This window comes from Stenotrophomonas nitritireducens (assembly GCF_050984405.1).
Lineage (GTDB): Bacteria > Pseudomonadota > Gammaproteobacteria > Xanthomonadales > Xanthomonadaceae > Stenotrophomonas > Stenotrophomonas nitritireducens_B.
Map to the genome: position 1 here is coordinate 3,785,067 of NZ_CP158790.1, position 24,048 is coordinate 3,809,114.

Below are 24,048 nucleotides of genomic sequence, written 5' to 3' on the forward strand. Positions count from 1 at the left end.
ACGGCCGGCACTACCGAATCCGTCCGGGGGAAAGCCCCCTTGGTAAGGGGGCGCGGCGACAGCCGCGGGGATCGGGAGAAAGGAACGCGGGGCCCCAAGTCCGCACGGCGGACTTGGGGGTGTAGCCCGCAAAGCGGGCTACACCACGGTCAACTCAACTTTCAGTTGAGTTGACCGTGGCAATGCTTGTACTTCTTGCCGCTGCCGCAGGGGCACGGGTCGTTGCGGCCGACCTTGGGCTCGGCGAGCGCGGCCTGCACGTCAGCCGCTTCCTCGTCGGCGCCGTAACCGCCGTTGTCCTGGTGCTGGAACTGCGACATCTGCAGGCGCGCCTCGGCCTGCTGGCGCTCCAGCGCTTCCATCGCCGCCACTTCCTCCTCGCTGCGGATGCGCACGCGCGAGAGCAGTTGGATCACTTCGCGCTTGACGTTCTCCAGCATCTCCGAGAACAGCTCGAAGGCTTCCTTCTTGTATTCCTGCTTGGGCTGCTTCTGCGCGTAGCCGCGCAGGTAGATGCCCTGGCGCAGGTAGTCCATGCGCGCCAGGTGCTCCTTCCAGCTCTGGTCGAGCACGGTCAGCATCACGTGCTTCTCCAGCGCGCGCATGGTCTCGGCGCCGACCGCCGCTTCCTTCTGCACGAAGTGCTGGTCCAGGTGCTCGGCCACGGCCTGGGCGATGCCTTCGGCATCCAGTTCCTCGTGCTGCTTGAACAGGCCGACCAGGTCCATCTGCACGCCCAGGTCCGATTCCAGCGTGGCCTGCAGGCCCGGCAGGTCCCACTGCTCGTCCACCGAGTTCGGCGGCACGAAACGGGTGACCACGTCGTAGATCACGTCGCCGCGGATGCCGTCGATGTTGTCCTTGACCGACTCGGCGTCCAGCAGCTCGTCGCGCTGGGCGTAGATCACCTTGCGCTGGTCGTTGTTGACGTCGTCGAAGTCCAGCAGGTTCTTGCGGATGTCGAAGTTGTGCGCCTCGACCTTGCGCTGCGCCTTCTCGATCTGGCGGCTGACCAGGCGGTCCTCGATGACGTCGTCTTCCTTCATGCCCATCAGGCGCATCGCCTTCTGCACCCAGTCCGAGGCGAAGATGCGCATCAGGTTGTCTTCCAGCGACAGGTAGAAGCGCGAGGAACCCGGGTCGCCCTGGCGGCCGGAACGGCCGCGCAGCTGGTTGTCGATGCGGCGCGATTCGTGGCGTTCGGTGCCGACGATGTGCAGGCCGCCGGCGGCCTTGACCGCGTCGTGGCGCTCCTGCCAGGCGGCCTTGAGCGCGGCCTTCTGCTCGGCGCTGGCGTCTTCGCCCAGCTCGTGCAGCTCGGTTTCCAGCGAGCCGCCCAGCACGATGTCGGTACCGCGGCCGGCCATGTTGGTGGCGATGGTCACCGAGCCCGGGCGGCCGGCGTTGGCGACGATGGTCGCTTCGCGGTCGTGCTGCTTGGCGTTGAGCACTTCGTGCTGCACGCCGGCCTTGCGCAGGTGCTCGGACAGCATTTCCGAGGTTTCGATCGAGGTGGTGCCGACCAGCACCGGCTGGCCGCGCTTGGCGCATTCCTCGATGTCGGCCAGCACCGCGTTGAACTTGCCCTTGCGGTTGAGGAACACCTGGTCCGGGTGGTCCTTGCGGATGGTGGGCTTGTTGGTCGGGATCACCACCACTTCCAGGCCGTAGATGCTCTGGAACTCGTAGGCTTCCGTATCGGCCGTACCGGTCATGCCGGACAGCTTCTTGTACATGCGGAACAGGTTCTGGAAGGTGATGCTGGCCAGCGTCTGGTTCTCGCGCTGCACCGGCACGCCTTCCTTCGCTTCCACCGCCTGGTGCAGGCCGTCGGACCAGCGGCGGCCGGCCAGGGTGCGGCCGGTGAATTCGTCCACGATCACCACTTCGCCGTCGCGCACGATGTAGTCCACGTCGCGCTGGTAGATGGCGTGCGCGCGCAGGGCGGCGTTGAGGTGGTGGACCACGGTCAGGTTCTGCGCGGCGTACAGGCCGCCGTCGTTGTCGGCGTCGATGATGCCGGCCTGGCGCAGCAGCTCCTCGGCGTGCTCCATGCCCGCTTCGGACAGGTGCACCTGCTTGCCCTTCTCGTCGACCCAGAAATCGCCCTCGCCTTCCTCGGTTTCCTGCTTGACCAGCTGCGGCACCACGCGGTTGACGCGGATGTACAGCTCCGGCGAATCGTCGGCCGGGCCGGAGATGATCAGCGGGGTGCGCGCCTCGTCGATCAGGATCGAGTCCACTTCGTCGACGATGGCGTAGTGCAGGCCGCGCTGGTGGCGGTCGGCGCGGGTCAGCGCCATGTTGTCGCGCAGGTAGTCGAAGCCGAACTCGTTGTTGGTGCCGTAGGTGATGTCGGCGGCGTAGGCCTCGCGCTTGTCGCCGTGCGGCATGCCCGGGTAGACCACGCCCACGCTCAGCCCCAGCCAGTTGTACAGCTTGCCCATCTGCGCGGCGTCGCGGCGGGCCAGGTAGTCGTTGACGGTGACCACGTGCACGCCCTTGCCTTCCAGGGCGTTGAGGTAGACCGGCAGGGTCGCCACCAGGGTCTTGCCTTCGCCGGTGCGCATTTCGGCGATCTTGCCCAGGTGCAGCACCATGCCACCGATCAACTGCACGTCGTAGTGGCGCATGCCCAGCACGCGCTGCGAGGCCTCGCGGCAGACCGCGAAGGCTTCCGGCAGCACCTTGTCCAGCGCTTCGCCGGCGGCGATGCGCTCGCGGAACTCAGGGGTCTTGGCCTTCAGCTGGTCGTCGGAAAGCTTCTGGATTTCCGGCTCCAAGGCATTGATCTTGGCGACGATACGGTTGAGCTGGCGGAGCTGGCGCTCGTTGCGGCTGCCAAAAACGCGGGTAAGCAGGCTGTTGATCATTGAAGGAACCGGTTTGAATGGAATGCCGTGCGCGGCCCCACCCCAAGCGGGACCAGCCGGGCACAAACGAAACAGGGCGCAATGCGCCCTGTCGATGGCAACGCCTATTGTAGCTTGGGGCGGGCGCCTGGCGATTCAAGCGCCCGCCGGCGGCGATCAGCCCCGCCCGACACGGCCGACCGGCGTGGCGCGGCCATCGCCGAGGAACTTGCGCGGGTTGACCACGCGGCCGTCCTGCCACACCTCGAAATGCACGTGCGCGCCGGTGGAACGCCCGGTGGAGCCGGCCTTGGCCACTTCCTGGCCGACGCGGACCAGGTTGCCCTCGCGCACGGTCAGGCGCGAGTTGTGCGCGTACAGGGTCTTGTAGCCGTTGCCGTGGTCGACCTCGACCACGTTGCCGTAGCCGCCCTTGACCCCGGCGAAGCTGACCACGCCGTCGGCCACCGCCATCACCGGATCGCCGACGCGGGCGTGGAAGTCCATGCCCTTGTGGGTCGCGGCGCCGCGGCCGAACGGGTCGGCGCGGGTGCCGAAACCGGAGGTCACGTAGCTGTTGCGGATCGGCATGCGCGAGGGCACGGCGTTCTGCTCCAACTGGTGGTCGAACAGCAGCGACTCGAGCACCGACAGCTGGCGGCCTGAAGCAGCGAAGCGCTGCTCCAGCACCTGTAAGTCGCTGTTGACGGCGCTGAGCGGGATGTCCTGGGCCGGGCCGGCATCGCCGTCACCCAGGCCGGGCGTCTCGTTGAAGTCGAACTCGCCGTCCTCGAGCTTGCCCATCTGGGTCAGGCGCTCGCCCAGCGCGTTCAGGCGCGTGGCCTGGGCCTGCAGCTCGCCCAGCCGCGCGGCCAGCGCGTTGACCTGCGTCTGCGCGTCGGCCTGCACCCTGACCAGCTCGCGTTCCTGGCGCTCGACCTGGGCGCGCAGCGCCGCGTCGCCCGCCGCGCCGGTACCCAGGGTGAGCCCCACGCCCACCAGGCAGCCCAGCCCCATCACGGTGCCCAGCAGTGCCTTTGGCCTATCCTCGAAAAACACCTGCAGGCGCGCCAACGGCGTTTTCGCCTGCTGCCCCCGTGTTTTGATTACGATCTTTTTGAATGCCATCGAAGAATTCTTATGTCTGAGCCGAAATCCAGCGTTCGTTCCCGCACCGCGCCGAAACAGGCGCTGGAAGCGGTCATGGCGGACAAAGCGGGAAACCCGTTGCGGCGAGCCCTGTGGCTCGACGCGCTGGACCGGCAGTTGCGCCCCCATCTGCCGCCTGCCTTGGCGAACCGTTGCCGGCTGGCCAATGTGGACGGCGAACACCTCGTTTTTCTCGTCGAATCGCCGGTCTGGCATGCCAAGGTCAGGCTTGCCGAAGGCCAGCTGCTCGACGCGGCCCGATCCATCGGGCTGGCGGCCACCCGGGTGACCGTCAAGACTGCAACCGCGCCTGCACCCTCCCCGGTGCGCAACGACCAGCGCAGCACTCACGCAGTAACGGCCGCCACGCACAAAGGCCTGCGCGACGCCCTGGCTTGTCTGGCGGATGTAAAGGGCACCCGTTCCTGAATGCGGAGGAGTTCCTCCACCGCGTCCGGGCATCCCGAAGGACTCCCAGCACCAAGCCGGCAGGAATCCTAGCCGCGACTTGCAGTGCAGGAGTTAGTGTTTTGTTAAAAAAAGGTTAAATTCAGGCCGAAGTGGCGCCTGGATTCACATTTTGTCTACGCCTATCCGCGAACCGCCCATTCAGGCGTAGGCAGGCGCCCCGTAGGTGATGGGGTCGGCGGTGGCCGGGGAATCGAAGCTCGCCCACTCCCAGGCGCTGGCGTCGGCCAGCAGCGCGCGGACCAGCTTGTTGTTGAGCGCATGGCCGGATTTGTAGCCCTCGTAGGCGCCCAGCACCGGGCCGCCAGCCAGGTACAGGTCGCCGATCGCATCGAGGATCTTGTGGCGCACGAACTCGTCGGCGTAACGCAGGCCGTCGTCGTTGAGCACGCGGAACTCGTCCAGCACGATGGCGTTGTCCATCGAGCCGCCCAGCCCCAGGTTGCGCTCGCGCATGTATTCCAGGTCGCGCATGAAACCGAACGTGCGCGCGCGGGAGATTTCCTTGATGTAGGCGGCGGTGGAGAAGTCGATCTCCACGCGCGACTGCCTGGCCGGGATCATCGGGTGGTCGAACTGGATGGTGAAGCCCAGCCGGTAGCCTTCGTGCGGTTCGAAGCGGGCGATCTTGTCGCCGTCGCGCACTTCCACGGTCTTGAGGATGCGCAGGAAACGCTTGGGCGCCGGCTGCTCGGCGATGCCCGCCGACTGCAGCAGGAACACGAACGGGCCCGAGGAGCCGTCCATGATCGGCAGTTCGGCCGAGGACAGTTCGACGATGGCGTTGTCCACGCCGAGGCCGGCCATGGCCGACATCAGGTGTTCGACGGTCTGGATCTTGGCGCCTTCGCAGGTCAGGCCGGTGCACAGGGTCACTTCGGTGACCAGGTCGGCGCGCGCCGGCACTTCCACCACCGGGTCCAGGTCCACGCGCCGGAACACGATGCCATGGTCGACCGGGGCCGGGCGCAGGGTCATGTAGACCTTGTCGCCGCTGTGCAGGCCGACGCCGGTGGCGCGGATCGTGTTCTTGAGGGTGCGCTGCTGGATCATCGGAAGTAGGTTCAGGAGGGGCCCGCCCGGAGCGCGGCCATAGCCAAACAAGAATAACACGCATCAACATCCAGCCCTGGCGCGCGGCGCCGGCCCCGCCTCCTCCGGGGAGGCGAAGATGCCGCCGGGCCGATCCTGGCCCGGCAGCAAGGACATGGATGCTGCCACCGGGGAGGACAACCCCGGCGTCTACAACGACCTTCGACTGGCCGGCCCGCCGTCCACCGCCAGCGCCCCGCTAATCAGGGCGTCCAGCGGAACAGGGGCCGCGCGGTCAGTCGGCCTGACGGCGCAGGGCGAGCTGCGCGCTTGCGAAGCACCGCTTCGCGCGCAGCGTAGCGCCTGGCCATGGATGGCCAGGCCGGCCCGTCCGCAAGGCAGACTGTTCCGCCAAGGGCGGCATCAGTCGGCCTGACGACGCAGGAACGCCGGGATGTCCAGGTAGTCGCTCGGCAGTTCCGCGGCGGCCGGTGCGGCCGCCGGGGCCGAGGCGGCCACGGTGTCCGAACTCGGGCGGCGCAGGCCCATGCCCAGCGAGCTGCCCACGGCCTTGGCCACGGCATCGGCCGGGCTCTCGTAGTCGCCGCCGAACTCGGCCTGGCCGGTGGTGGCGTTGCGCACCAGCTTGATCGGCGCGCGCTCGCCCGGGCGCTGCGCGCTCTTGGCGGCGGCGCGGTTCAGGCCGGTGGCGACCACGGTCACGCGCACTTCGTCCTGCATGTCCGGGTCGAGCACGGTGCCGACCACGACGGTGGCGTCTTCCGAGGCGAAGCCGTCGATGGTGCGGCCGATCTCGTCGAACTCGCTCATGGTGAAGTCCGGGCCGGCGGTGATGTTGACCAGGATGCCGTTGGCGCCGGCCAGGTTCACGTCGTCCAGCAGCGGGTTCTGGATGGCGGCCTCGGCGGCGGCCTGGGCGCGGTCGTCGCCGCGGGCGGTGCCGGTACCCATCATGGCCAGCCCCATTTCCGACATCACGGTGCGCACGTCGGCGAAGTCGACGTTGATCAGGCCCGGGCGCACGATCAGGTCGGCGATGCCCTGCACCGCGCCCTGCAGCACGTCGTTGGCGGCGCGGAACGCCTGCACCATGGTGGCGTTGCGGCCGAGCACGGTGATCAGCTTCTCGTTGGGAATAGTGATCAGCGAGTCGACGTGCTGGCTCAGTTCCTCGATGCCCTTCAGCGCCACCTGCATGCGGCGGCGGCCTTCGAACGGGAACGGCTTGGTGACCACGGCCACGGTCAGGATGCCCATTTCCTTGGCCAGCTGCGCCACCACCGGCGCGGCGCCGGTACCGGTGCCGCCGCCCATGCCGGCGGTGATGAACACCATGTCCGCGCCCTGCAGGGCGTCCATGATGCGCTCGCGGTCTTCCAGCGCGGCCTGGCGGCCGACTTCCGGGTTGGCGCCGGCGCCCAGGCCCTTGGTGACGTTGGTGCCCAGCTGCAGCTGCAGCTTGGCGCCGCAGTTCTTGATGGCCTGCGAGTCGGTGTTGGCGGTGATGAATTCAACGCCGTCCACGCTGGAGTTGACCATGTGCGCCACGGCGTTGCCGCCGCCACCGCCCACGCCCACCACCTTGATCACCGCATTGGGTGCCATCTTCTCGATCAGTTCGAAATGTGCCATGTCCATGTCCTCGTTATAACCGCTTCCGTTGGCGTGGCCGCGCAGGCGTCCTGCCCTTGCCGTACCGCGCCGCCGTTGCGGCAGTTGTCGTTGGAATCCTTCGTGGCCTGCGCCACTCCGGGGGTACCGCACTGCTTCAATCGCCGGCCGCCTGCCGGCGCTACCGCCTGCTCCGCGTCAGAATTCGCCGCGGAACCAGTTCTTCAATTTGTTGAACAGCGTGCCGGCGCGCCCGGTCGGCAGCGACGGACGCCGCGGATGCTCGATCTGGCTGCCCATCAGCAGCAGGCCCACGCCGGTGGCGTGCACCGGGTTGCCGACCACCTCGCCCAGGCCGGTGACGTGCTGCGGAATGCCCACGCGCACCGGCATCTGCAGCATTTCCTCGGCCAGTTCGACCACGCCTTCCATCTTCGAGGCGCCACCGGTGAGCACCATGCCGGCGCGCACCATCTCCTCGAAGCCGGAGCGGCGCAGTTCGGCCTGCACCATCTCGAAGATTTCCTCGTAGCGGCCCTGCACCGCCTGCGCCAGCGAGGCGCGCGGCATGCGCCGCGGCGGGCGGTCGCCGACCGACGGCACCTGGATGCTCTCCTCGGCGGTGGCCAGCTGCGCCAGCGCGCAGGCGTAGCGCACCTTGATCTGCTCGGCTTCCGGGGTCGGCGTGCGCAGCATGTGCGCGATGTCGTTGGTGACGTGGTCGCCGGCGATCGGCAGCGAGGCGGTGTGGCAGATCGCGCCCTGCACGAACACCGCGATGTCGGTGGTGCCGGCGCCGATGTCCACCATCACCACGCCCAGCTCGCGCTCGTCGGCGGTCAGCACCGCCACCGACGAGGCCAGCGAGGACAGCACCAGGTCGTCCACCTGCAGGCCGCAGCGCTGCACGCACTTGCTGATGTTGGCCGCGGCCGACTGCGCGCACACCACTAGGTGCGCGTGCACCTCCAGGCGCACGCCGGTCATGCCGACCGGGTTGCGGATGCCTTCCTGCGAATCGTCCAGCACGTACTCGCGCGGGATCGCGTGCAGAATCTTCTGGTCGGCCGGGATCGCCACCGCCTTGGCCGCCTCCAGCACGCGGTCCAGGTCGCCCCAAGTCACCTCGCCCTCGCGGATCGGGGTGATGCCCTGCGAGTTGCGGCACTGCACGTGGTTGCCGGAGATCGAGGCGTAGACCGAGCGGATCTCGCAACCGGCCATCAGCTCGGCTTCCTCGATGGCGCGCTGGATCGACTGCACCGTCGACTCGATGTCCACCACCACGCCGCGCTTGAGTCCGCGCGATTCGTGCGAGCCGATGCCGATCACCTCGATCGGGCTGCCCGGCGAGTACTCGCCCACCAGCGCCACCACCTTGGAGGTGCCGATGTCGAGGCCGACGATCAGCGATTTGTCACCCTTGCGATTCATGTCCTGTCCTGCGTCTGCTTTGCTGCCGGCGGCGGGGTTCCCCAGCTCAGCGTGAAACCGTTGGTGTAGCGGAGGTCGGCGCGCACGATCGGCACCTGGGTGCGCGTGAGCTGCGGCAGCACGCGCACGAAGCGGCCCAGCCGCGAGCGCGCGTCGTCGCGGCCGACGATGACCTCGGTGCCGTTGTCCAGCGCCAGCGACCAGCTGCCGCGCGCGTCCATCGCCACCGCGCGCACGTCCACGCCCACCGGGGCGAACAGCGCGCGCGAATCGTTGTAGAGCTCGACCACCTCGGCGGTCTTGCTGTCCGGGCCGTCGAGCTCGGGCAGCGGCGCGTTCTCCAGCCCGTGCGGGGTGGCGAACAGGCGGCCCTGCTCGGACAGCAGCCGGTCCTTGCCCCAGCGCGCGAACGGGCGGTGCTCGACCACGCTGACTTCCAGCACGTCCGGCCACTGCTTGCGCACCCGCGCGCTTTCCACCCACGGCAGCTGCTCCACCGCGTGCTGCGCGTCCTGCAGCCTCACCGCGAAGTAGCCGGCGCGCGCGTACGGCAGCAGCGCCCTGCGCAGGTCCTCGCCGGGCACGCGCTTGAACTCGCCGTGCACGCGCAGCTTGGCCAGCGGCCAGCGCTCGGCGCCGACCCAGCCGTTGAGCACGGCCACCACCGGCAGCGCCACCAGGGCGATGGCCAGCAGCCAGGCGAGGATGCGCAGCAGCGCGCTCATGCGCGCCTCCCGCCGGCCGGTGCGGTTCCACGCGACGGCACCGCGCCAAGGCCGGCATCGGCCATGGTCGGGGTACGCGCCGGCGGAAGCAGGCAGGCCGTCATTCGTCCCGCGCCTCCTGGAACCCGCCGGTGGCGATCTGCTGGGCGACGTGGCCGATGTCGCCGGCGCCCATCATCAGCAGCAGGTCGCCGTCGCGCAGCACGTCCGGCAGGACCGACACCAGGTCGTGGGCGTGGCCGACCACGACCGGTTCGCTGCGGCCGCGCGCGCGGATGGCGCGGGCCAGCGACTTCGAGTCGGCGCCGGGAATCGGTGCCTCGCCGGCCGGGTAGACCTCGCTGAGCACCAGCGCGTCCACTTCCGACAGCACCGCGGCGAACGCGTCGAACTGGTCGCGGGTGCGGCTGTAGCGGTGCGGCTGGAACGCCACCACCAGCCGCTGCGCCGGCCAGCCGCCGCGGGCCGCGGCGAACACCGCGGCCAGTTCGCGCGGGTGGTGACCGTAGTCGTCGATGAGCCGCACCTTCGCGCCCTTGGCGGTGGTGACCACGCCCAGGTCGTTGAAGCGGCGGCCCACGCCTTCGAACTTCTCCAGCGCGGCGGCGATCGTTTCCGGCGCCACGCCCAGCTGCCAGCCGATGGCGGCGGCGGCAAGCGCGTTGAGCACGTTGTGGCGGCCCGGTAGCGCCAGCGTCACCGGCACGCTGCTGCCCTCGGGCAGGCGCAGGGTGAAGCGCATGCGCGCGCCGTCCTGCTCCACGTCCTCGGCGCGCACGTCGGCGTTGCCGTTCATGCCGTAGGTCATGACGTGGCGCGGGGTCTGCGTGGCCAGCGCGGCCACTTCCGGGTCGTCGATGCACAGCACCGCCAGGCCGTAGAACGGCAGGCGCTGCAGGAACTCGGCGAACGCCGCCTGCACGCGGGCGAAGTCGTTGCCGTAGTTCTCCAGGTGGTCGGCGTCGATGTTGGTGATCACCGCGACCAGCGGGTTCAGGCGCAGGAAGCTGCCGTCGCTCTCGTCGGCCTCGGCCACCAGCCACTGCCCGCCGCCGAGCTTGGCGTTGGCGCCGGCGGCCAGCAGCTGCCCGCCGATCACGAAGGTCGGGTCCAGCCCGCCTTCGCTGAGCACCGCGGCGGTCAGCGAGGTGGTGGTGGTCTTGCCGTGCGTGCCGGCCACGGCGATGCCGCGGCGGAAGCGCATCAGCTCGGCCAGCATCGCCGCGCGCGGCATGATCGGGATGCGCTGGCTGCGCGCCTCCATCAGCTCGGGGTTGTCCTCGCGGATCGCGCTGGACACCACCACGCAGTCGGTGCCGAGCACGTTGGCGGCCGAATGCCCGCGCATCACCCGCGCGCCCAGCCGCGCCAGGCGGCGGGTGGCGGCGTTGTCGGCGTTGTCCGAGCCGGAGACCTCATAGCCCAAGGTCAGCATCACCTCGGCGATGCCGCTCATGCCGGTGCCGCCGATGCCGACGAAATGCACGCGCGGGAAGGCGCGGACCAGGTCCGTGGTGTCGTGGAGGCGGCGGATCATGGGGCGCCTCCGCTGGAGGCAGCGGGACCCGGGACCCGGGATCCGGGACCGGGGAAAGGCGAAGAAGCAGCGGCGACGCGCGCTTGCCCGTTGTCGTTCGTATGCATGGATTCCTGTCTTTGCTGTTCCCGGGTCCCTGGTCCCGGGTCCCCGGTCCCGGCTTCTTCCAGGATGATGTCTGCGATGCGTTCGGCCGCGTCGACCTTGGCCAGCGCACGCGCGGCCTGCGCCATCTGCAGGCGGCGGGCGGGCGTGTGGGCGAGCGCGCGCAGCACGCCTTCCAGGTTGGTGGCCAGCGCGTCGTCCTGCTTCAGCAGCTCGGCGGCGCCGCGCTCGACCAGGTATTCGGCGTTGCGGGTCTGGTGGTCGTCCACCGCCGCGGCGAACGGCACCAGCACGCTGCCGATGCCCACCGCGCACAGTTCGGCCAGGGTGGAGGCGCCGGAACGGCACACCACCAGGTCGGCCCAGGCGTAGGCCGCGGCCATGTCCTGGATGAAGGCGTCGACGCGGCCGTCGACGCCGGCGTCGCGGTAGGCCTGCTGCGCCTCGCCGTGCAGCTTCTCGCCGCACTGGTGCCAGACCTCGATGGCGACGCCCGCGCCCAGCGCGGCCAGCGCCTTCGGCACGGCGGTATTGAGCGGGCGCGCGCCCTGGCTGCCGCCCAGCACCAGCAGCCGCATCGGGCCGTCGCGCCCGGCCAGGCGCTGCTCCGGCGCCGGCAGCGCGGCGATCTCGGCGCGTACCGGATTGCCGACCGCCTCTTCACGGGCGTCGGCGAAGCTGCCCGGAAAACCGGTGAGCAGGCGCCGCGCGAAGCGCGACAGGATGCGGTTGGTCATGCCCGGGGCGCGGTTCTGTTCGTGCACCAGCAGCGGGAAACCGTGCAGGCGCGCGGCCATGCCGCCGGGACCGGAGGCGAAGCCGCCGAAGGCCACCACCGCGCGCGGGTTGCGCTCGCGCAGGATGAAACCGGCGGCGCGGATCGCGCGCAGCACCCGCAGCGGCGCGCCCAGCAGCGCCAGCTTGCCCTTGCCGCGCAGGCCGGAGATGGCCAGCGTGTCGATGTGGATGCCGTGCTGCGGCACCAGCCGGGTTTCCATCGCGCCGTCGGCGCCGAGCCAGGTCACCGGGATGCCGCGCTCGCGCAGCACCCTGGCGACGGCCAGCCCCGGGAAGATGTGCCCGCCGGTGCCGCCGGCCATGATCAGCACCGGGCGCGCATGTGCCGGCTTCTGCGCAGGATCGGCCATCACGCAATCCTCCCGAACGTGGGTTCGACCCGCTGCTGCATGCGGCTGGTGCCGCGCGCGGCGCTGGTCTGCATGGCCGCGGCGATCGCGGTGGCGGTGGCCGGCTCGACCGGCTGCGCGGCGTCGGCGGCCGGCGCGTCGGCCACGTCGGCGTCCTCGCGCACTTCCTGGCGGCGCACCGCGCGGTTGTACTCCCACGACACGCGCAGCAGCACGCCGATGGCCACGCAGGTCATCATCACGCTGGAGCCGCCGGAGGAGATCAGCGGCAGGGTCAGGCCCTTGGTCGGCAACATGCCCAGGTTCACGCCGATCGAGACGAAGGTCTGCAGGCCGATCCACAGGCCGATGCCGAAGGCGATGTAGCCGGAGAAGTGGCGGCGCATCTCGATGCAGCGCATGCCCAGCCAGAACGCGCGCCCGACCAGCAGCGCGTACAGCGCGACGATGGTGCACACGCCGGCGAAGCCGAGCTCCTCGGCGATCACCGAGAAGATGAAGTCGGTATGCGACTCGGGCAGGTAGTTGAGCTTCTGGATGGACGCGCCCAGGCCCACGCCGGTCCATTCGCCGCGGCCGATCGCCATCAGCGCGTTGGACAGCTGGTAGCCCGAACCCAGCTGGTCTTCCCACGGGTCCATGAACGAGGTGACGCGGCGCATGCGGTACGGCTCGAAGATCACCAGCAGCACCAGCGCCGGCAGCATCAGCAGCACCGGCAGGATGATGCGCTTGAGCTGCGCGCCGCCCAGCACCAGCATGCAGGTGGTGATGCCCAGCAGCAGCATCGACGAACCGAAGTCCGGCTGCAGCAGCAGCAGCACGACCAGCACGCCGACCACGCCCACCGGCTTGAGCATCGCCTGCCAGGTGGCGTTGACCTCGTCGCGGAAGCGCACCAGGTAGCTGGACAACCAGACGATGTACAGCACCTTCACCGCTTCCACCGTCTGGAACTTGGAGAAGCCCAGGTTGATCCAGCGGCGCGCGCCGTTGACGGTGCTGCCCAGGCCGGGCACGAACACCACCACCAGCAGCGCGAAGCAGCCCAGCAGCAGCAGGTGGTTGTACTTCTCCACCTCGCGCAGCTCCACGCGCATGGCCACCACCGCCAGCACCAGGCCGATGCCGATGAACACCAGGTGGCGGGTCAGGTAGTAGAACGGGCTCTGGGTGAGCGCGATGGAGCTGGACGCCACCATCACGATGCCCAGCGACGCCAGCGCCACGGCCGCGCCCAGCAACCACTTGTCGTAGTGGCCGCCGATCGCTTCGAGCCGGGTCGCCTGGCGCGCGGTATCGTCCATCAGCGCACCTTCAACGTCGCCAGGCCGATCAGCACGAGCACCACCGAGATGATCCAGAAACGCACGATCACGCGCGGCTCGGGCCAGCCCTTGAGTTCGAAGTGGTGGTGGATCGGCGCCATGCGGAACACGCGCTTGCCGGTCAGCTTGAAGCTGGCCACCTGGATCATCACCGACAGCGTCTCGATCACGAACACGCCGCCCATCACCACCAGCACCAGCTCCTGGCGCACGATCACGGCGATGGTGCCCAGTACCGCGCCCAGCGCCAGCGCGCCGACGTCGCCCATGAACACCATCGCCGGATAGGTGTTGAACCACAGGAAACCGAGGCCGGCACCGGCGATCGCCGCGCAGATGATCACCAGCTCGCCCGCGCCGGGAATCTGCGGGATCTGCAGGTAGCTGGAGAACACCGCGTTGCCCGAGGCGTAGGCGAACACGCCCAGCGCGCAGGCGACCAGCACGGTCGGCATGATCGCCAGGCCGTCCAGGCCGTCGGTCAGGTTGACCGCGTTGGAGAAACCGACGATCCAGAAGTAGGCGATGGCCACGAAGCTGATCCCGGCCAGCGGCAGCGCGATGGCCTTGAACATCGGGATGTACAGGGTCAGCGCCGCCGGCACGTCGGCGGTATGGAACAGGAACAGGCCGGCGCCGAGGCCGAAGATCGACTGCAGCAGGTACTTCCAGCGCGACTTCAGGCCGTTGGGGTCGCGCCGGGCGATCTTGATCCAGTCGTCGTACCAGCCGATGGCGCCGAAGCACAGCATCACCGCCATCACCAGCCATACGTAGCGGTTGCGCAGGTCGCCCCACAGCAGCACCGCGAGCAGCACCGACAGCAGGATCAGGCCGCCGCCCATGGTCGGCGTGCCGGCCTTGGAGAAGTGCGACTGCGGGCCGTCCTTGCGGATCGGCTGGCCGCCCTTGAGCTGGGCCAGGCGGCGGATCGCCGCCGGCCCCAGCCACAGCGACAGGCCGAGCGCGGTCAGCGCCGCGAGGATGCCGCGGAAGGTGAGGTAGTTGAACAGCCGGAACAGGTCGTCCAGCTGCTGCAACCAACGGGCCAGTTCAAGCAACATGCGGTGTGTCCTCGCCGCGCCCCAGCAGCGCGGTCACGATCTTGTCCATGGCGCTGCCGCGCGAGCCCTTGACCAGGCAACGCACGCCAGCATGAAGGTCGGTATCCAGCGCGGCGGCGAGCGCGGCGTGGCTGTCGAAGTGCCGCGCGCCTTCGCCGAAGGCCTGTGCCGCGGCCTGGCTCAGCGGCCCCAGCGTGTAAAGGCGCTTCAGGCCGACTTCGCGCGCACGCACGCCGGCCTGCGCGTGCAGCGCCTGCGCGTCGGGGCCGAGTTCGCGCATGTCGCCCAGCACCAGCCAGCCCTCTTCCCGGCCCGCGGCCAGCGCGGCGATCGCCGCGGCCAGCGAGCCGGGATTGGCGTTGTAGCTGTCGTCCACCAGCAACGCGCCGCTGGGCAGCAGGTGCGCGACCTGGCGGCCGGCGACCGGGCGCGCCTGCGCCAGGCCTTCGGCGACGTGCGGCAGGGCGATGCCGGCGGCCAGCGCCAGCGACGCGGCGGCCAGCGCGTTGAGCACGTTGTGGCGGCCGGGCAGCTGCAGCGCCACCTCGGCCTCGCCCTGCGGCGTGCGCAGGCGGAAGCGCGAGCCGGCTTCGGCCAGCGCGATGCCGGTGGCGGTGACGTCGGCGCTGGCCTCCAGGCCGAAGCGGATCACCCGGTGCGTACCGGCACGGTCGGCGAAGAACGGGGCGAACGCGTCGTCGGCGTTGACCACGGCCACGCCGCCGGCGCGCAGGTCGTCGTAGACCGCCGCCTTGGTGTTGGCGATCTCCAGCAGGCTGCCCATGCGCTCCAGGTGCGCCGGCGCGACGTTGTTGACCAGGGCCACGTCCGGCGCGGCGATGGCGGTGAGGTAGGCGATGTCGCCCGGCTTGCCGGTGCCCATCTCGTAGATGGCGAAGTCGGCGTCTTCCGGCGCGTCGATCACCGCCAGCGGCATGCCGATCTCGTTGTTGCGGTTGCCGGGCGTGGCGTAGACCTGGCGGCCCTCGACCATCGCCACGTGCTGCAGGATCGCCAGCAGCAGCGTCTTGACGCTGGTCTTGCCGTTGCTGCCGGTGATGGCGAACACGCGCGTGGCGCGGCCCTGCTGCATCGCGGTGGCGATCTTCGCCAGCGCCCGCTCGGCGTCGGCGACCACCACCTGCGGCACGTCCAGCGGCAGCAGGCGCTCGACCAGCAGCGCGCTGGCGCCGTTCTCCACGGCGCCGGCGGCGAAGTCGTGGCCGTCGAAGCGCTCGCCGCGCAGGGCCACGTACAGGCTGCCCGGCGCCAGCGTGCGGGTGTCGTTGCCGATGGCATCGATGCTCGCATCCTCGCCATGCAGCTCGCCGCCGGCCCAGTGCGCGATCAGCGACAGCGGGGTGCGCTTCATGCCGATCCTCCGTTTGCCACGGCCCGCGCGCCTGCCTGCCGGCTGGCCAGCGCTCGCGAGGCGACCTCGGTGTCGTCGAACGGATGCTTGATGCCTGCGATCTCCTGATAGGGCTCATGGCCCTTGCCGGCGACCAGCACGATGTCGCCGGGGCCGGCCTGGGCGACGGCCGCGCCGATGGCGCGCGCGCGGTCGCGCTGCACGTTCACCCGCGCCGGCGCGGCGAAGCCGGCCATGATGTCGGCGACGATCGTGTCGCCATCCTCGCCGCGCGGGTTGTCGTCGGTGACGAACACCACGTCGGCATGTTTCTCGGCGATGGCCGCCATCTGCGGGCGCTTGCCGGTATCGCGCTCGCCGCCGCAGCCGAACACGCACAGCAGGCGGCCGTCGAGGTGGCCGTGCAGGCTGCGCAGCGCCTGCTCCAGCGCGTCGGGCGTATGCGCGTAATCGATGACCACGGTCGGCTCGCCGTGCCCGCCCAGGCGGTTCATGCGGCCGCGGATCGGCTGCAGCCGGCCCAGCACCCCGGCGATGGTCGCCGCCGGCTGGCCCAGCGCATGCAGCGCGCCAGCCACGGCCAGCAGGTTGTCGACATTGAAGCGGCCCAGCAGCGGCGAGCGCAGCGCATGGCGCTCGGCGCCGATCACCAGCTCGAAGCCGATGCCCTGTCCGTCCAGCACCAGGGCCTCGGCGCGCACGGTGGCGTCGGCCTGGCCGGCAGAGCTCAGGCCGATGGCCTGCACGCCCGCGGCCAGGGTGCCGATCAGCTCGCGGCCGAAGGCATCGTCCAGGTTGACCACCGCCGCCTTCAGGCCGTCGCGGTGGAACAGGCGCGCCTTGGCCGCGCCGTAGCTGGCCATGTCGCCGTGGTAATCGAGATGATCGCGGGTGAGATTGGTGAACACCGCCACGTCGTAGTGCACGGCATCGACGCGGCCCTGGTCCAGCGCGTGCGAGCTGACTTCCATCGCCACCGCCTGCGCGCCCGCATCGCGCAGCTGCGCGAGCACTTCATGCATCTGCAGTACCAGCGGCGTGGTGAAGCCGGTCGGCACCACGTCGCCGTACAGGCCGACGCCGAGCGTGCCGATGCTGCCGCTGCGGATGCCCAGCAGGTGCCAGGCCTGGGCCAGCAGCTGCACGGTCGAGGTCTTGCCGTTGGTGCCGGTCACGCCGACCATCGTCATCGCGCGCGAGGGATGGCCGTGGAACTGGTCGGCCATCGCGCCCATGCGCTGGCGCAGCCCGGGCACGGCGATGGCGTCGGCCGGTGCCGGCAGCTGCTCGGGTGCCGGCGGATCGAACAGGATGGCGCTGGCGCCGGCGGCTTTCGCCTGCGCGACGAAGCCCAGCCCATGCGCGCCGAAACCGGCGATGGCGACGAAGGCGTCGCCGGCGCGCACCTGGCGCGAATCCAGCACCAGCCCGCCGATCTGCGGATCGTGCGCCAGCGCCAGGTCCGGCAGCAGCTGCGACAGCTTCATCGTGCGGTTCACTGGCGCACCTCCGGCGCGGCCGGCTGTGGCGCGATGGCGGTCGGCATGGCGGCATCGAATTCGGCGTCGATATTGGGTTCGGCCGCGTCCTGCGGCACCGGCAGCACCGCCGGGTTGTTGACCGGGTTGCCGCCGACCTTGCCGGCGGCCTGCGCCGCCAGCCACGACTGGATGTCGTCCGGCGGCACGTCCATCAGGCGCAGGGTGCCCTCCATCACGTGGTGGAACACCGGCGCCGACACCAGGCCGCCGTACTGCAGCGCGCCGCGCGGGTCGTTGACCACGATCACCGCGGCGAAGCGCGGGTTGGTGGCCGGCACCACGCCGGCGAACAGCAGGTTGTAGTGGCCGCGCTCGTAGCCGCTGGGGCCGTTCTTGCGCGCCGTGCCGGTCTTGCCGGCGACGTGGTAGCCCAGGATCGCCGCCTGCTTGGCGCCGCCCTGGGTCACCACCGTCTCCATCATGCGCACCACTTCACGCGCGACCTCCGGGTCGATCACCTGGCGCGCTTCGTTGTGCTGGCCCTTGACGAAGGTCGGCTGGATCACGCGGCCGCCGTTGGCCAGCGCCGAGTACGCCTGCGCGATCTGCAGCGGCGTCACCGCCAGGCCGTAGCCGTAGGACATCGTGGTCTTGGTGGTGCCGTACCAGCCCGGGCTGCCCGGCGACGGCACCACGCCCACCGATTCGCCCGGGAAGCCGCTGTGCGGCGCCACGCCGTAGCCGAAGGCGCGCACCGAATCGTAGAAGGTCTGGTCCGGCAGGCGCGCCACGATCTTGGCCGCGCCGATGTTGGAGCTGCGGGTGATCACGCCGGTGACGTTGAGCACGCCGTTGTTCCGCGGCACGTCGCGGATGGTGTAGCGGCCCAGCGTCAGGTAGCCCGGATTGGTGTCGATGATGGTGTCCGGGGTGACCACGTGGTTCTGCAGCGCGGTGGCGATGGTCAGCGGCTTCATCGTCGAACCCGGCTCGACCAGGTCGGTCACGGCGCGGTTGCGGCGCGTGTCCGGGGTGGCGCCGCTGATCGCGTTCGGGTTGTAGGTCGGCAGGTTGGCCATGGCCAGGATCTCGCCGGTGGCCACGTCCATGATCACCACCGAACCGCCGGCGGCCTTGTTCTCGACCACCGCGTTGCGCAGCTCGCGCATGGCCAGGAACTGGATGCGGCGGTCGATGCTCAGGGTCAGGTCCTTGCCGGGTTCGGCCGGACGCACCAGGTCGATGCTCTCCACGATCGCGCCCTTGCGGTCGCGGATCACCTTCTTGGCGCCGGGCTTGCCGCGCAGCCATTCGTCGAAGGCCAGCTCCAGGCCTTCCTGGCCGTGGTCGTCGATGTTGGTGAAGCCCAGCACGTGGGCCATCGCCTCGCCCTGCGGGTAATAGCGGCGGAACTCACGCTGCGCGAACACGCCGGGGATCTTGAGCGCGACGATCTGCTCGGCCACGTCCGGGTTCATCCGGCGGCGCAGGTACATGAATTCCTTGTCGGCCTTCTGGGTGAGCTTGGCGGTCAGCTCGTCCACCGGCAGCGACAGCGCCTGCGCCAGTTCGGGAATGCGGCCCGGCGCGCGCAGCAGTTCCTGCGGGTTGACCCAGATCGAGGCCACCGGCGTGGACACCGCCACCGGTTCGCCGTTGCGGTCGGTGATCATGCCGCGTGAGGTGGCGATGGGCACTTCGCGCAGATAGCGCGCCTCGCCCTGGCGCTGGTAGAAATCGCTGTTGACCAGCTGCACGTAGGCGGCACGGCCGACCAGGGTCACCGCGCACAGGCCCAGGCCCGCGCCGACCATCAGCATGCGGTTGCGCAGGTTGAACTGGCTGCGGTTGCGGTTGCGGCGGGGCGCGTTCATGGCCTCACCACCACGATGTCGCCGGCTTCCGGGAACTTCATGCCCAGGCGGCCGCGCGCTTCCTGGTCCACGCGCGTGGCCTGCGCCAGCGTGGCCTGTTCCAGCTGCAGCCGGCCGAACTCGATGTTGAGCTCGTCGCGCGCGTGTTCCAGCCGCGACAGCTCGACGAACAGCTGGCGATGGCGGTGGCGCATGAACACCACGCCGATCGCCGAGGCGATGGTGCAGGCCAGCAGCACGACCAGCAGCAGGCGGCTCATGGGGCGCTTCCTTGGGAGGCCGGGACCGGGGACCCGGGACCCGGGACCCGAAGATCGCTCGCCGGTACGTCCCCGCTTGCATGCACCGCTCTCCCGGGTCCCCGGTCCCCGGTCCCCGGTCCCGGCCGCTTCTCTGCCACCCGCAGCACCGCGCTGCGCGAACGCGGGTTGACCGCCAGTTCGTCGTCCTCGGCCTTGATGGCGCCGCCGACCAGGTCCAGCGTCGGCACGAACGCGACCGCCTCGGGCAGGCGGCGGTTGGCCGGCGGCGCCTTGGCGTGGCGGTTCATGAACTGCTTGACGATGCGGTCTTCCAGCGAATGGAAGCTGATCACCGCCAGCCGGCCGCCCGGCTTGAGCCGCGCCATCGCCGCGTCCAGCCCGGCCTCGAGGTCGGCCAGCTCGCGGTTGATGTGGATGCGGATGGCCTGGAAGCTGCGCGTGGCCGGGTGGATCTTGTCCTTGCCGCGCGGCATCACCGAGGCGATCAGCTCGGCCAGTTCGGCGGTGCGCGCGAACGGCTGGCTGGCGCGGCGGGCAACGATGGCACGGGCGATGCGGCGGCTCTGGCGCTCCTCGCCGTAGGTCCACAGCACGTCGGCGATCTCGCGCTCCTCGGCGCGGTTGAGCCACTGGGCAGCGCTTTCGCCCGAGTCCGGGTCCATGCGCATGTCCAGCGGGCCGTCCTTGCCGAAGCTGAAACCGCGCTCGGCCACGTCCAGCTGCGGCGAGGACACGCCCAGGTCGAACAGCACGCCGTCCAGGCCGGCGGCGGTTTCGCCCCAGGCCAGCAGGTCGGCGAAGCTGCCGCGGTAGATCGCCACGCGCGGGTCCGGCGCGAAATCGCGCTGGGCCACGGCGATGGCTTCCGGGTCCTTGTCCATGACGAGCAGGCGCCCTTCCGGGCCGAGCTGGCGCAGCACGCCGCCGGCGTGGCCGCCACGGCCGAACGTGCCGTCCAGATAGGTACCGTCCTCGATCACCCTCAGGCCCTGCAGGACCTGGGTGTACAGCACCGGCAGGTGGGCCGCCGGCGGCTGCGACACCGGAGGGTGACCGGCCTGCGCTTGACCGCGCACCCGGGCACCCCGGCTCACAACTTCAGATCGAGCAGCCCATCGCCCAGATCCTCGTCAGACAGCGTCTGCTGGATCAGTGCGCGATGCGCTTGCTCGCTCCATAGTTCGAACTTGTCGCCCATGCCCATCAGCACCGCCTTCTTCTCGATGCCGACCGCGTTGCGGTGGCTGGACGGCAGGCTGATGCGGCCATTGCCATCCAGTTCCAGATGGGCGGCCGAGCCGACAAGTTTCTGCTGCAGGGTGCGCACCACGCGCTGGGTGTTGGGCTTGGCCATCACGTCGTCGCGCACCCGCTCCCATTCCTTCTCGGCGTACAGCCACAGGCAACCGGCCTCGAACGGGTTGTAGGTCAGCACCAGGCGGTTGCCGCTCGCACGCGCGACCAGGTCGCGGTAGGCGGTGGGCACCGCCATGCGTCCCTTGTCGTCAACCGTGATGGCCGTCTCGCCTTGAAACACGCCGTCTCTACCTGTCAGTGCCTGATGTCGCCTGGGCGGTCATTGAACCACGGAAAACCACAAAAAACCCGGTTTTCCCTCGGATGACCACCTTAGCAGCGGGCGAAGGGTTGTCAACAACTTTTCGCGGGCAAAATCGTCATTCACATCAATGGCTTGCACTGATCTTTAGAGACTTGTTCAAGCTTTATCCACAAGTTGCTGTTTCGTCTCAAATTTTGAGATTTCAATGAAATTCAGTCGTGTAGAGGGCGTGTGAAAACGCCAGCCCGGCGCGACCGCCATTCAGGCACCGATGGCCGGCGTCCGCGCAACGCGGCACACTGGCGGGCATGTGCCTGGTCGCTCTTGCCTGGAAGTCCCACCCCCGCTGGCGCCTGTTCATGGCGGGAAACCGCGACGAGTTCCATGCCCGCCCCACCGCCGCGCTGGACCGCTGGCCGCCGCCGCAGGACGGCGTGATCGCCGGCCGCGACCTGCGTTCGGGCGGCACCTGGATGGGGATCGACGGCAACGGCCGTGCCGCGGTGATCACCAACGTGCGCGACCCGACCGCCGCCAGCGGCGGGCCCTCGCGCGGGGCCCTGGTCGCGGACTACCTGGCTGGCGCCGGGGCCACCGCGGCGGACCGGATCGAACGGCTGGCGGCCGGCGCCGCCGACTACGCGCCGTTCAACCTGCTGCTGGCCGATGCCGACGGCTGCCATTACCTGGGCAATCGCCCCTTTGCCCGGCAAACACTGGCACCGGGCATGCACGGCATGTCCAACGGTGCCCTCGACGCGCCCTGGCCGAAGACGCGCCGGCTGATGGCCGCCCTGGAAGACTGGCTGGCGCAGGACGATCCGCCGCTGGACGACCTGTGGACGGCCCTGGCCGACGAATGGCGGCCGGCCGACGCCGACCTGCCGGCGACCGGCATCGCGCTGCCGCTGGAACGCCACCTGTCGGCCGCCTTCATCCGCGGCGAGGATTACGGCACCCGCGCCAGCACCCTGGTGGCGATCGGCCACGACGGGCGCGGCTTCATCGCCGAACGCCGTTTCGGCCCGCAGGGCGTCTTCCTGGGCCACACCCGCATAGATATCTGACCCGCAGAAACGGCCGACCTGGAAGCCCGTGCAGGCCTCCCCCAACGCGCGATGCGAAGCGAGCCAAGCCATCCCTCTGGAGCAGAGCCCTTTTAGCAAAGGACGCGCGCCGACAGGCGCAGGGGCATGGAAGGCAAAGACATCCGACCCGCGAAAACGACCGACCCGGACGCCCATGCAGGCCTCCCCCAATGCGCGATGCGAAGCGAGCCAAGCCATCCCTCTGGAGCAGAGCCCTTTTAGCAAAGGGCGCACACCGACAGGCGCAGGGCCATGGAAGGCAAGGACATCCGACCCGCGAAAACGGCCGACCCGGAAGCCCATGCAGGCCTTCCCCAAAGCGCGACGCGAAGCGAGCCAAGCCATCCCTCTGGAGAACAGCCCCCTTTAGTAAACCTGATTAGCGTCGAATCTCAGCCGGCTCTCGGATCCGTGGTTCGGAGAGCGGCTGAGCGCGGACCAAGGCCTGGGCCAATTGACCCGTCATGCCGGCCAGGTCAAAACGCCGGTTGAAGCGGTACTGGTGGGCGCGCAGGTAGCGCAGTGCGTACTTGCCAAATTTCACTGCATGGTGAGTACCGCTCAGGGCCGTCTTGAGATTGCCCAGCACGGTATTGATCCAGAGCAGCCGTGGCTGCTGCACCGATCGCCGCCCGGTCCCCACGACAATAGGCTCATGGCTCATCCCGGCCCATTGCACTGCGGTGAAGGCACTCAATCCATCGCTGACCACATGGGTCCCCGGGCACAGCGCCTGCTGCGCCCAGCGATGCACCGCCTGGCGGCAGAAACTGCCGACCAGGTCGAAGCGCACATGCCGGGGGCGACCCTGATGCAGCTCGACTGCGGCGATGAAGGGCACTTTGTTGGTCCATTGCCCGGCACCGCGGCCACGCGGATGCTCCCCACCCAGATAGGCATCATCGAACTGGACCAGCTCACGGAGCTGGCGACCGGCTTCGCCTTGGGCCATGGCGGCCATCAGCTTGTGCTTCATCCGCCAGGCGGTGCGATAGCACACGCCCAGGCAACGCATCAGTTCCAAGGCTGATACGCCATTTTTAGCTTGGCAAATCAGGTAGATAGCCAGCCACCAGGTGCGCAGTGGCAGCTTGGTGCCGGCCAGCAACGTGCCGGCCGTCAGGCTGGTCTGCGCCCGGCACTTCGGGCACTGCCACAGCCATTGGACGCCGCGCTGGAAGCGGCTGGCGCCGGCGTGCTGGCAACGGGGACAGACAAATCCCTGCGGCCAACGCGCCTGCACCAAGGCTTGGATACACTGCGCCTCGCTCCCGTAACGCTGTAGGAAGCGGGGCAAGGACAACCCCGACTGGAACTGCACTCGATTCATCGCCATGACACCACCCTCGCTCAGAGGCCTACCGATGTAAGCCCCGGTCGGATCACTGGCTGAGATTCGACGCTAATCAGGTTTAGTAAAGGGGGCGCGCCGACAGGCGCGGGGTTCTGGAAGGCAAAGGGCCTGGGGCCCAATGTTTTGTACCGCCTCCGCGGTACAAAACACTGGGGCTTTTCCCGCCCGCCGGGCGGGAAAAGCGGCGGAGCCGGCCTGTAAGCCGGGTTCTGTCGTGGACAGTCATTCTTCTAGGCGCCACGTCGCCGTGGCGCTCGAGCAACCTACCCGGACCCGACGCGGGCCACGCCATTAGGTCCCTATTTGGTCTTGCTCCAGGTGGGGTTTGCCGTGCCGGTCCGTTGCCGGACTCGCGGTGCGCTCTTACCGCACCATTTCACCCTTACCGGCCTCCCGAAAGAGACGTAGGCGGTATCTTTCTGTTGCACTTTCCGTCGGCTCGCGCCGCCCAGGCGTTACCTGGCACCTTGCCCTGTGGAGCCCGGACTTTCCTCGGCGCTCCCGAAGGAACGACGCGACTGTCCGGCCGACTCCGCCGCGCGCATTGTACGTGCTGGCGCCGGCGCTGCGGGCATTACCGC

General features: G+C 69.5%; 19 protein-coding genes and 1 other RNA gene. 2 read left to right on the forward strand and 18 right to left on the reverse strand.

From position 1 onward, the window contains the following. Positions 1 to 161: 161 nt before the first annotated feature. Both secA and ABTV91_RS16965 read right to left on the reverse strand, forming a co-directional pair. Positions 162 to 2,873 (reverse strand): preprotein translocase subunit SecA, encoded by a 2,712-nt coding sequence (secA, locus tag ABTV91_RS16960; RefSeq protein ID WP_433852483.1) that lies wholly within the window; start codon positions 2,871 to 2,873, stop codon positions 162 to 164. Positions 2,874 to 3,029: 156 nt separating this feature from the next. Continuing rightward, complete coding sequence (locus ABTV91_RS16965; RefSeq protein ID WP_433852484.1) at positions 3,030 to 3,980, reverse strand: M23 family metallopeptidase; 951 nt, start codon at positions 3,978 to 3,980, stop codon at positions 3,030 to 3,032. A gap of 12 nt (positions 3,981 to 3,992) precedes the next feature. Between ABTV91_RS16965 and ABTV91_RS16970 the strand changes: the two genes are divergently transcribed. Then, on the forward strand, positions 3,993 to 4,430 hold the full coding sequence (locus ABTV91_RS16970; protein WP_433852485.1) for a DciA family protein: 438 nt from the start codon (positions 3,993 to 3,995) through the stop codon (positions 4,428 to 4,430). 180 nt (positions 4,431 to 4,610) lie between these two features. Here the strand turns inward: ABTV91_RS16970 and lpxC are convergent, their stop codons facing one another. The 14 genes from lpxC to mraZ form a co-directional block, all read right to left on the reverse strand. Next, on the reverse strand, positions 4,611 to 5,522 hold the full coding sequence (gene lpxC / locus ABTV91_RS16975; RefSeq protein WP_433852486.1) for a UDP-3-O-acyl-N-acetylglucosamine deacetylase: 912 nt from the start codon (positions 5,520 to 5,522) through the stop codon (positions 4,611 to 4,613). A gap of 402 nt (positions 5,523 to 5,924) precedes the next feature. Beyond that, entirely contained in the window at positions 5,925 to 7,154 is a 1,230-nt protein-coding gene (gene ftsZ, locus ABTV91_RS16980; RefSeq protein WP_433852487.1) for a cell division protein FtsZ, read from the reverse strand. Between the two features lie 177 nt (positions 7,155 to 7,331). Beyond that, positions 7,332 to 8,567: a cell division protein FtsA gene (ftsA, locus tag ABTV91_RS16985; protein WP_054667596.1), complete on the reverse strand. Its 1,236-nt coding sequence runs from the start codon at positions 8,565 to 8,567 to the stop codon at positions 7,332 to 7,334. After that, on the reverse strand, positions 8,564 to 9,292 hold the full coding sequence (locus ABTV91_RS16990) for a cell division protein FtsQ/DivIB (protein ID WP_433852488.1): 729 nt from the start codon (positions 9,290 to 9,292) through the stop codon (positions 8,564 to 8,566). The genes ftsA and ABTV91_RS16990 overlap by 4 nt, the downstream gene beginning before the upstream one ends. Before the next feature lie 100 nt (positions 9,293 to 9,392). Continuing rightward, positions 9,393 to 10,829 (reverse strand): UDP-N-acetylmuramate--L-alanine ligase, encoded by a 1,437-nt coding sequence (murC, locus tag ABTV91_RS16995; protein ID WP_433852489.1) that lies wholly within the window; start codon positions 10,827 to 10,829, stop codon positions 9,393 to 9,395. Next, positions 10,826 to 12,082: an undecaprenyldiphospho-muramoylpentapeptide beta-N-acetylglucosaminyltransferase gene (gene murG, locus ABTV91_RS17000; protein ID WP_433852490.1), complete on the reverse strand. Its 1,257-nt coding sequence runs from the start codon at positions 12,080 to 12,082 to the stop codon at positions 10,826 to 10,828. The genes murC and murG overlap by 4 nt, the downstream gene beginning before the upstream one ends. After that, positions 12,082 to 13,389 carry a putative lipid II flippase FtsW gene (ftsW, locus tag ABTV91_RS17005; protein ID WP_433852491.1) on the reverse strand — a complete coding sequence of 436 codons (1,308 nt, stop codon included), beginning with the start codon at positions 13,387 to 13,389 and terminating at the stop codon, positions 12,082 to 12,084. Before ftsW ends, murG begins: the two co-directional genes overlap by 1 nt. Further along, the gene (mraY, locus tag ABTV91_RS17010; protein ID WP_433852492.1) at positions 13,389 to 14,474 is read right to left on the reverse strand and encodes a phospho-N-acetylmuramoyl-pentapeptide-transferase; all 1,086 of its coding nucleotides are present in this window, start codon (positions 14,472 to 14,474) and stop codon (positions 13,389 to 13,391) included. Before mraY ends, ftsW begins: the two co-directional genes overlap by 1 nt. After that, entirely contained in the window at positions 14,464 to 15,846 is a 1,383-nt protein-coding gene (locus ABTV91_RS17015; protein ID WP_433852493.1) for a UDP-N-acetylmuramoyl-tripeptide--D-alanyl-D-alanine ligase, read from the reverse strand. The genes mraY and ABTV91_RS17015 overlap by 11 nt, the downstream gene beginning before the upstream one ends. Next, the gene (locus ABTV91_RS17020; RefSeq protein WP_433854215.1) at positions 15,843 to 17,333 is read right to left on the reverse strand and encodes a UDP-N-acetylmuramoyl-L-alanyl-D-glutamate--2,6-diaminopimelate ligase; all 1,491 of its coding nucleotides are present in this window, start codon (positions 17,331 to 17,333) and stop codon (positions 15,843 to 15,845) included. Before ABTV91_RS17020 ends, ABTV91_RS17015 begins: the two co-directional genes overlap by 4 nt. 8 nt (positions 17,334 to 17,341) lie before the next feature. Continuing rightward, a complete protein-coding gene (locus ABTV91_RS17025) occupies positions 17,342 to 19,201 on the reverse strand; it encodes a peptidoglycan D,D-transpeptidase FtsI family protein (protein WP_433852494.1) in 1,860 nt (619 codons plus the stop codon). After that, positions 19,198 to 19,461, reverse strand: a complete 264-nt coding sequence (gene ftsL / locus ABTV91_RS17030; protein WP_054667605.1) for a cell division protein FtsL — start codon at positions 19,459 to 19,461, stop codon at positions 19,198 to 19,200. The genes ABTV91_RS17025 and ftsL overlap by 4 nt, the downstream gene beginning before the upstream one ends. Continuing rightward, the gene (rsmH, locus tag ABTV91_RS17035) at positions 19,458 to 20,540 is read right to left on the reverse strand and encodes a 16S rRNA (cytosine(1402)-N(4))-methyltransferase RsmH (RefSeq protein ID WP_433854216.1); all 1,083 of its coding nucleotides are present in this window, start codon (positions 20,538 to 20,540) and stop codon (positions 19,458 to 19,460) included. Before rsmH ends, ftsL begins: the two co-directional genes overlap by 4 nt. 14 nt (positions 20,541 to 20,554) lie before the next feature. Continuing rightward, positions 20,555 to 21,001: a division/cell wall cluster transcriptional repressor MraZ gene (gene mraZ, locus ABTV91_RS17040; protein ID WP_433852495.1), complete on the reverse strand. Its 447-nt coding sequence runs from the start codon at positions 20,999 to 21,001 to the stop codon at positions 20,555 to 20,557. Positions 21,002 to 21,333: 332 nt separating this feature from the next. Here mraZ and ABTV91_RS17045 point away from each other — a divergent pair, with 332 nt between their 5' ends. Continuing rightward, the gene (locus tag ABTV91_RS17045) at positions 21,334 to 22,092 is read left to right on the forward strand and encodes an NRDE family protein (RefSeq protein WP_433852496.1); all 759 of its coding nucleotides are present in this window, start codon (positions 21,334 to 21,336) and stop codon (positions 22,090 to 22,092) included. 400 nt (positions 22,093 to 22,492) lie between these two features. On the opposite strand, the gene ABTV91_RS17050 is transcribed toward ABTV91_RS17045, so the two are convergent. Next, a complete protein-coding gene (locus ABTV91_RS17050) occupies positions 22,493 to 23,449 on the reverse strand; it encodes an IS1595 family transposase (RefSeq protein ID WP_433852497.1) in 957 nt (318 codons plus the stop codon). Between the two features lie 200 nt (positions 23,450 to 23,649). Further along, positions 23,650 to 24,001: RNase P RNA component class A (gene rnpB, locus ABTV91_RS17055), an RNA gene on the reverse strand. Positions 24,002 to 24,048: the final 47 nt, after the last annotated feature.

Bases quoted from the DNA above. Each gene is read 5' to 3' on its own strand.
- secA (WP_433852483.1), bottom strand. From the start codon at position 2,873: ATGATCAACAGCCTGCTTACCCGCGTTTTTGGCAGCCGCAACGAGCGC.
- ABTV91_RS16965 (WP_433852484.1), bottom strand. From the start codon at position 3,980: ATGGCATTCAAAAAGATCGTAATCAAAACACGGGGGCAGCAGGCGAAA.
- ABTV91_RS16970 (WP_433852485.1), top strand. From the start codon at position 3,993: ATGTCTGAGCCGAAATCCAGCGTTCGTTCCCGCACCGCGCCGAAACAG.
- lpxC (WP_433852486.1), bottom strand. From the start codon at position 5,522: ATGATCCAGCAGCGCACCCTCAAGAACACGATCCGCGCCACCGGCGTC.
- ftsZ (WP_433852487.1), bottom strand. From the start codon at position 7,154: ATGGCACATTTCGAACTGATCGAGAAGATGGCACCCAATGCGGTGATC.
- ftsA (WP_054667596.1), bottom strand. From the start codon at position 8,567: ATGAATCGCAAGGGTGACAAATCGCTGATCGTCGGCCTCGACATCGGC.
- ABTV91_RS16990 (WP_433852488.1), bottom strand. From the start codon at position 9,292: ATGAGCGCGCTGCTGCGCATCCTCGCCTGGCTGCTGGCCATCGCCCTG.
- murC (WP_433852489.1), bottom strand. From the start codon at position 10,829: ATGATCCGCCGCCTCCACGACACCACGGACCTGGTCCGCGCCTTCCCG.
- murG (WP_433852490.1), bottom strand. From the start codon at position 12,082: ATGGCCGATCCTGCGCAGAAGCCGGCACATGCGCGCCCGGTGCTGATC.
- ftsW (WP_433852491.1), bottom strand. From the start codon at position 13,389: ATGGACGATACCGCGCGCCAGGCGACCCGGCTCGAAGCGATCGGCGGC.
- mraY (WP_433852492.1), bottom strand. From the start codon at position 14,474: ATGTTGCTTGAACTGGCCCGTTGGTTGCAGCAGCTGGACGACCTGTTC.
- ABTV91_RS17015 (WP_433852493.1), bottom strand. From the start codon at position 15,846: ATGAAGCGCACCCCGCTGTCGCTGATCGCGCACTGGGCCGGCGGCGAG.
- ABTV91_RS17020 (WP_433854215.1), bottom strand. From the start codon at position 17,333: ATGAAGCTGTCGCAGCTGCTGCCGGACCTGGCGCTGGCGCACGATCCG.
- ABTV91_RS17025 (WP_433852494.1), bottom strand. From the start codon at position 19,201: ATGAACGCGCCCCGCCGCAACCGCAACCGCAGCCAGTTCAACCTGCGC.
- ftsL (WP_054667605.1), bottom strand. From the start codon at position 19,461: ATGAGCCGCCTGCTGCTGGTCGTGCTGCTGGCCTGCACCATCGCCTCG.
- ABTV91_RS17045 (WP_433852496.1), top strand. From the start codon at position 21,334: ATGTGCCTGGTCGCTCTTGCCTGGAAGTCCCACCCCCGCTGGCGCCTG.
- ABTV91_RS17050 (WP_433852497.1), bottom strand. From the start codon at position 23,449: ATGGCGATGAATCGAGTGCAGTTCCAGTCGGGGTTGTCCTTGCCCCGC.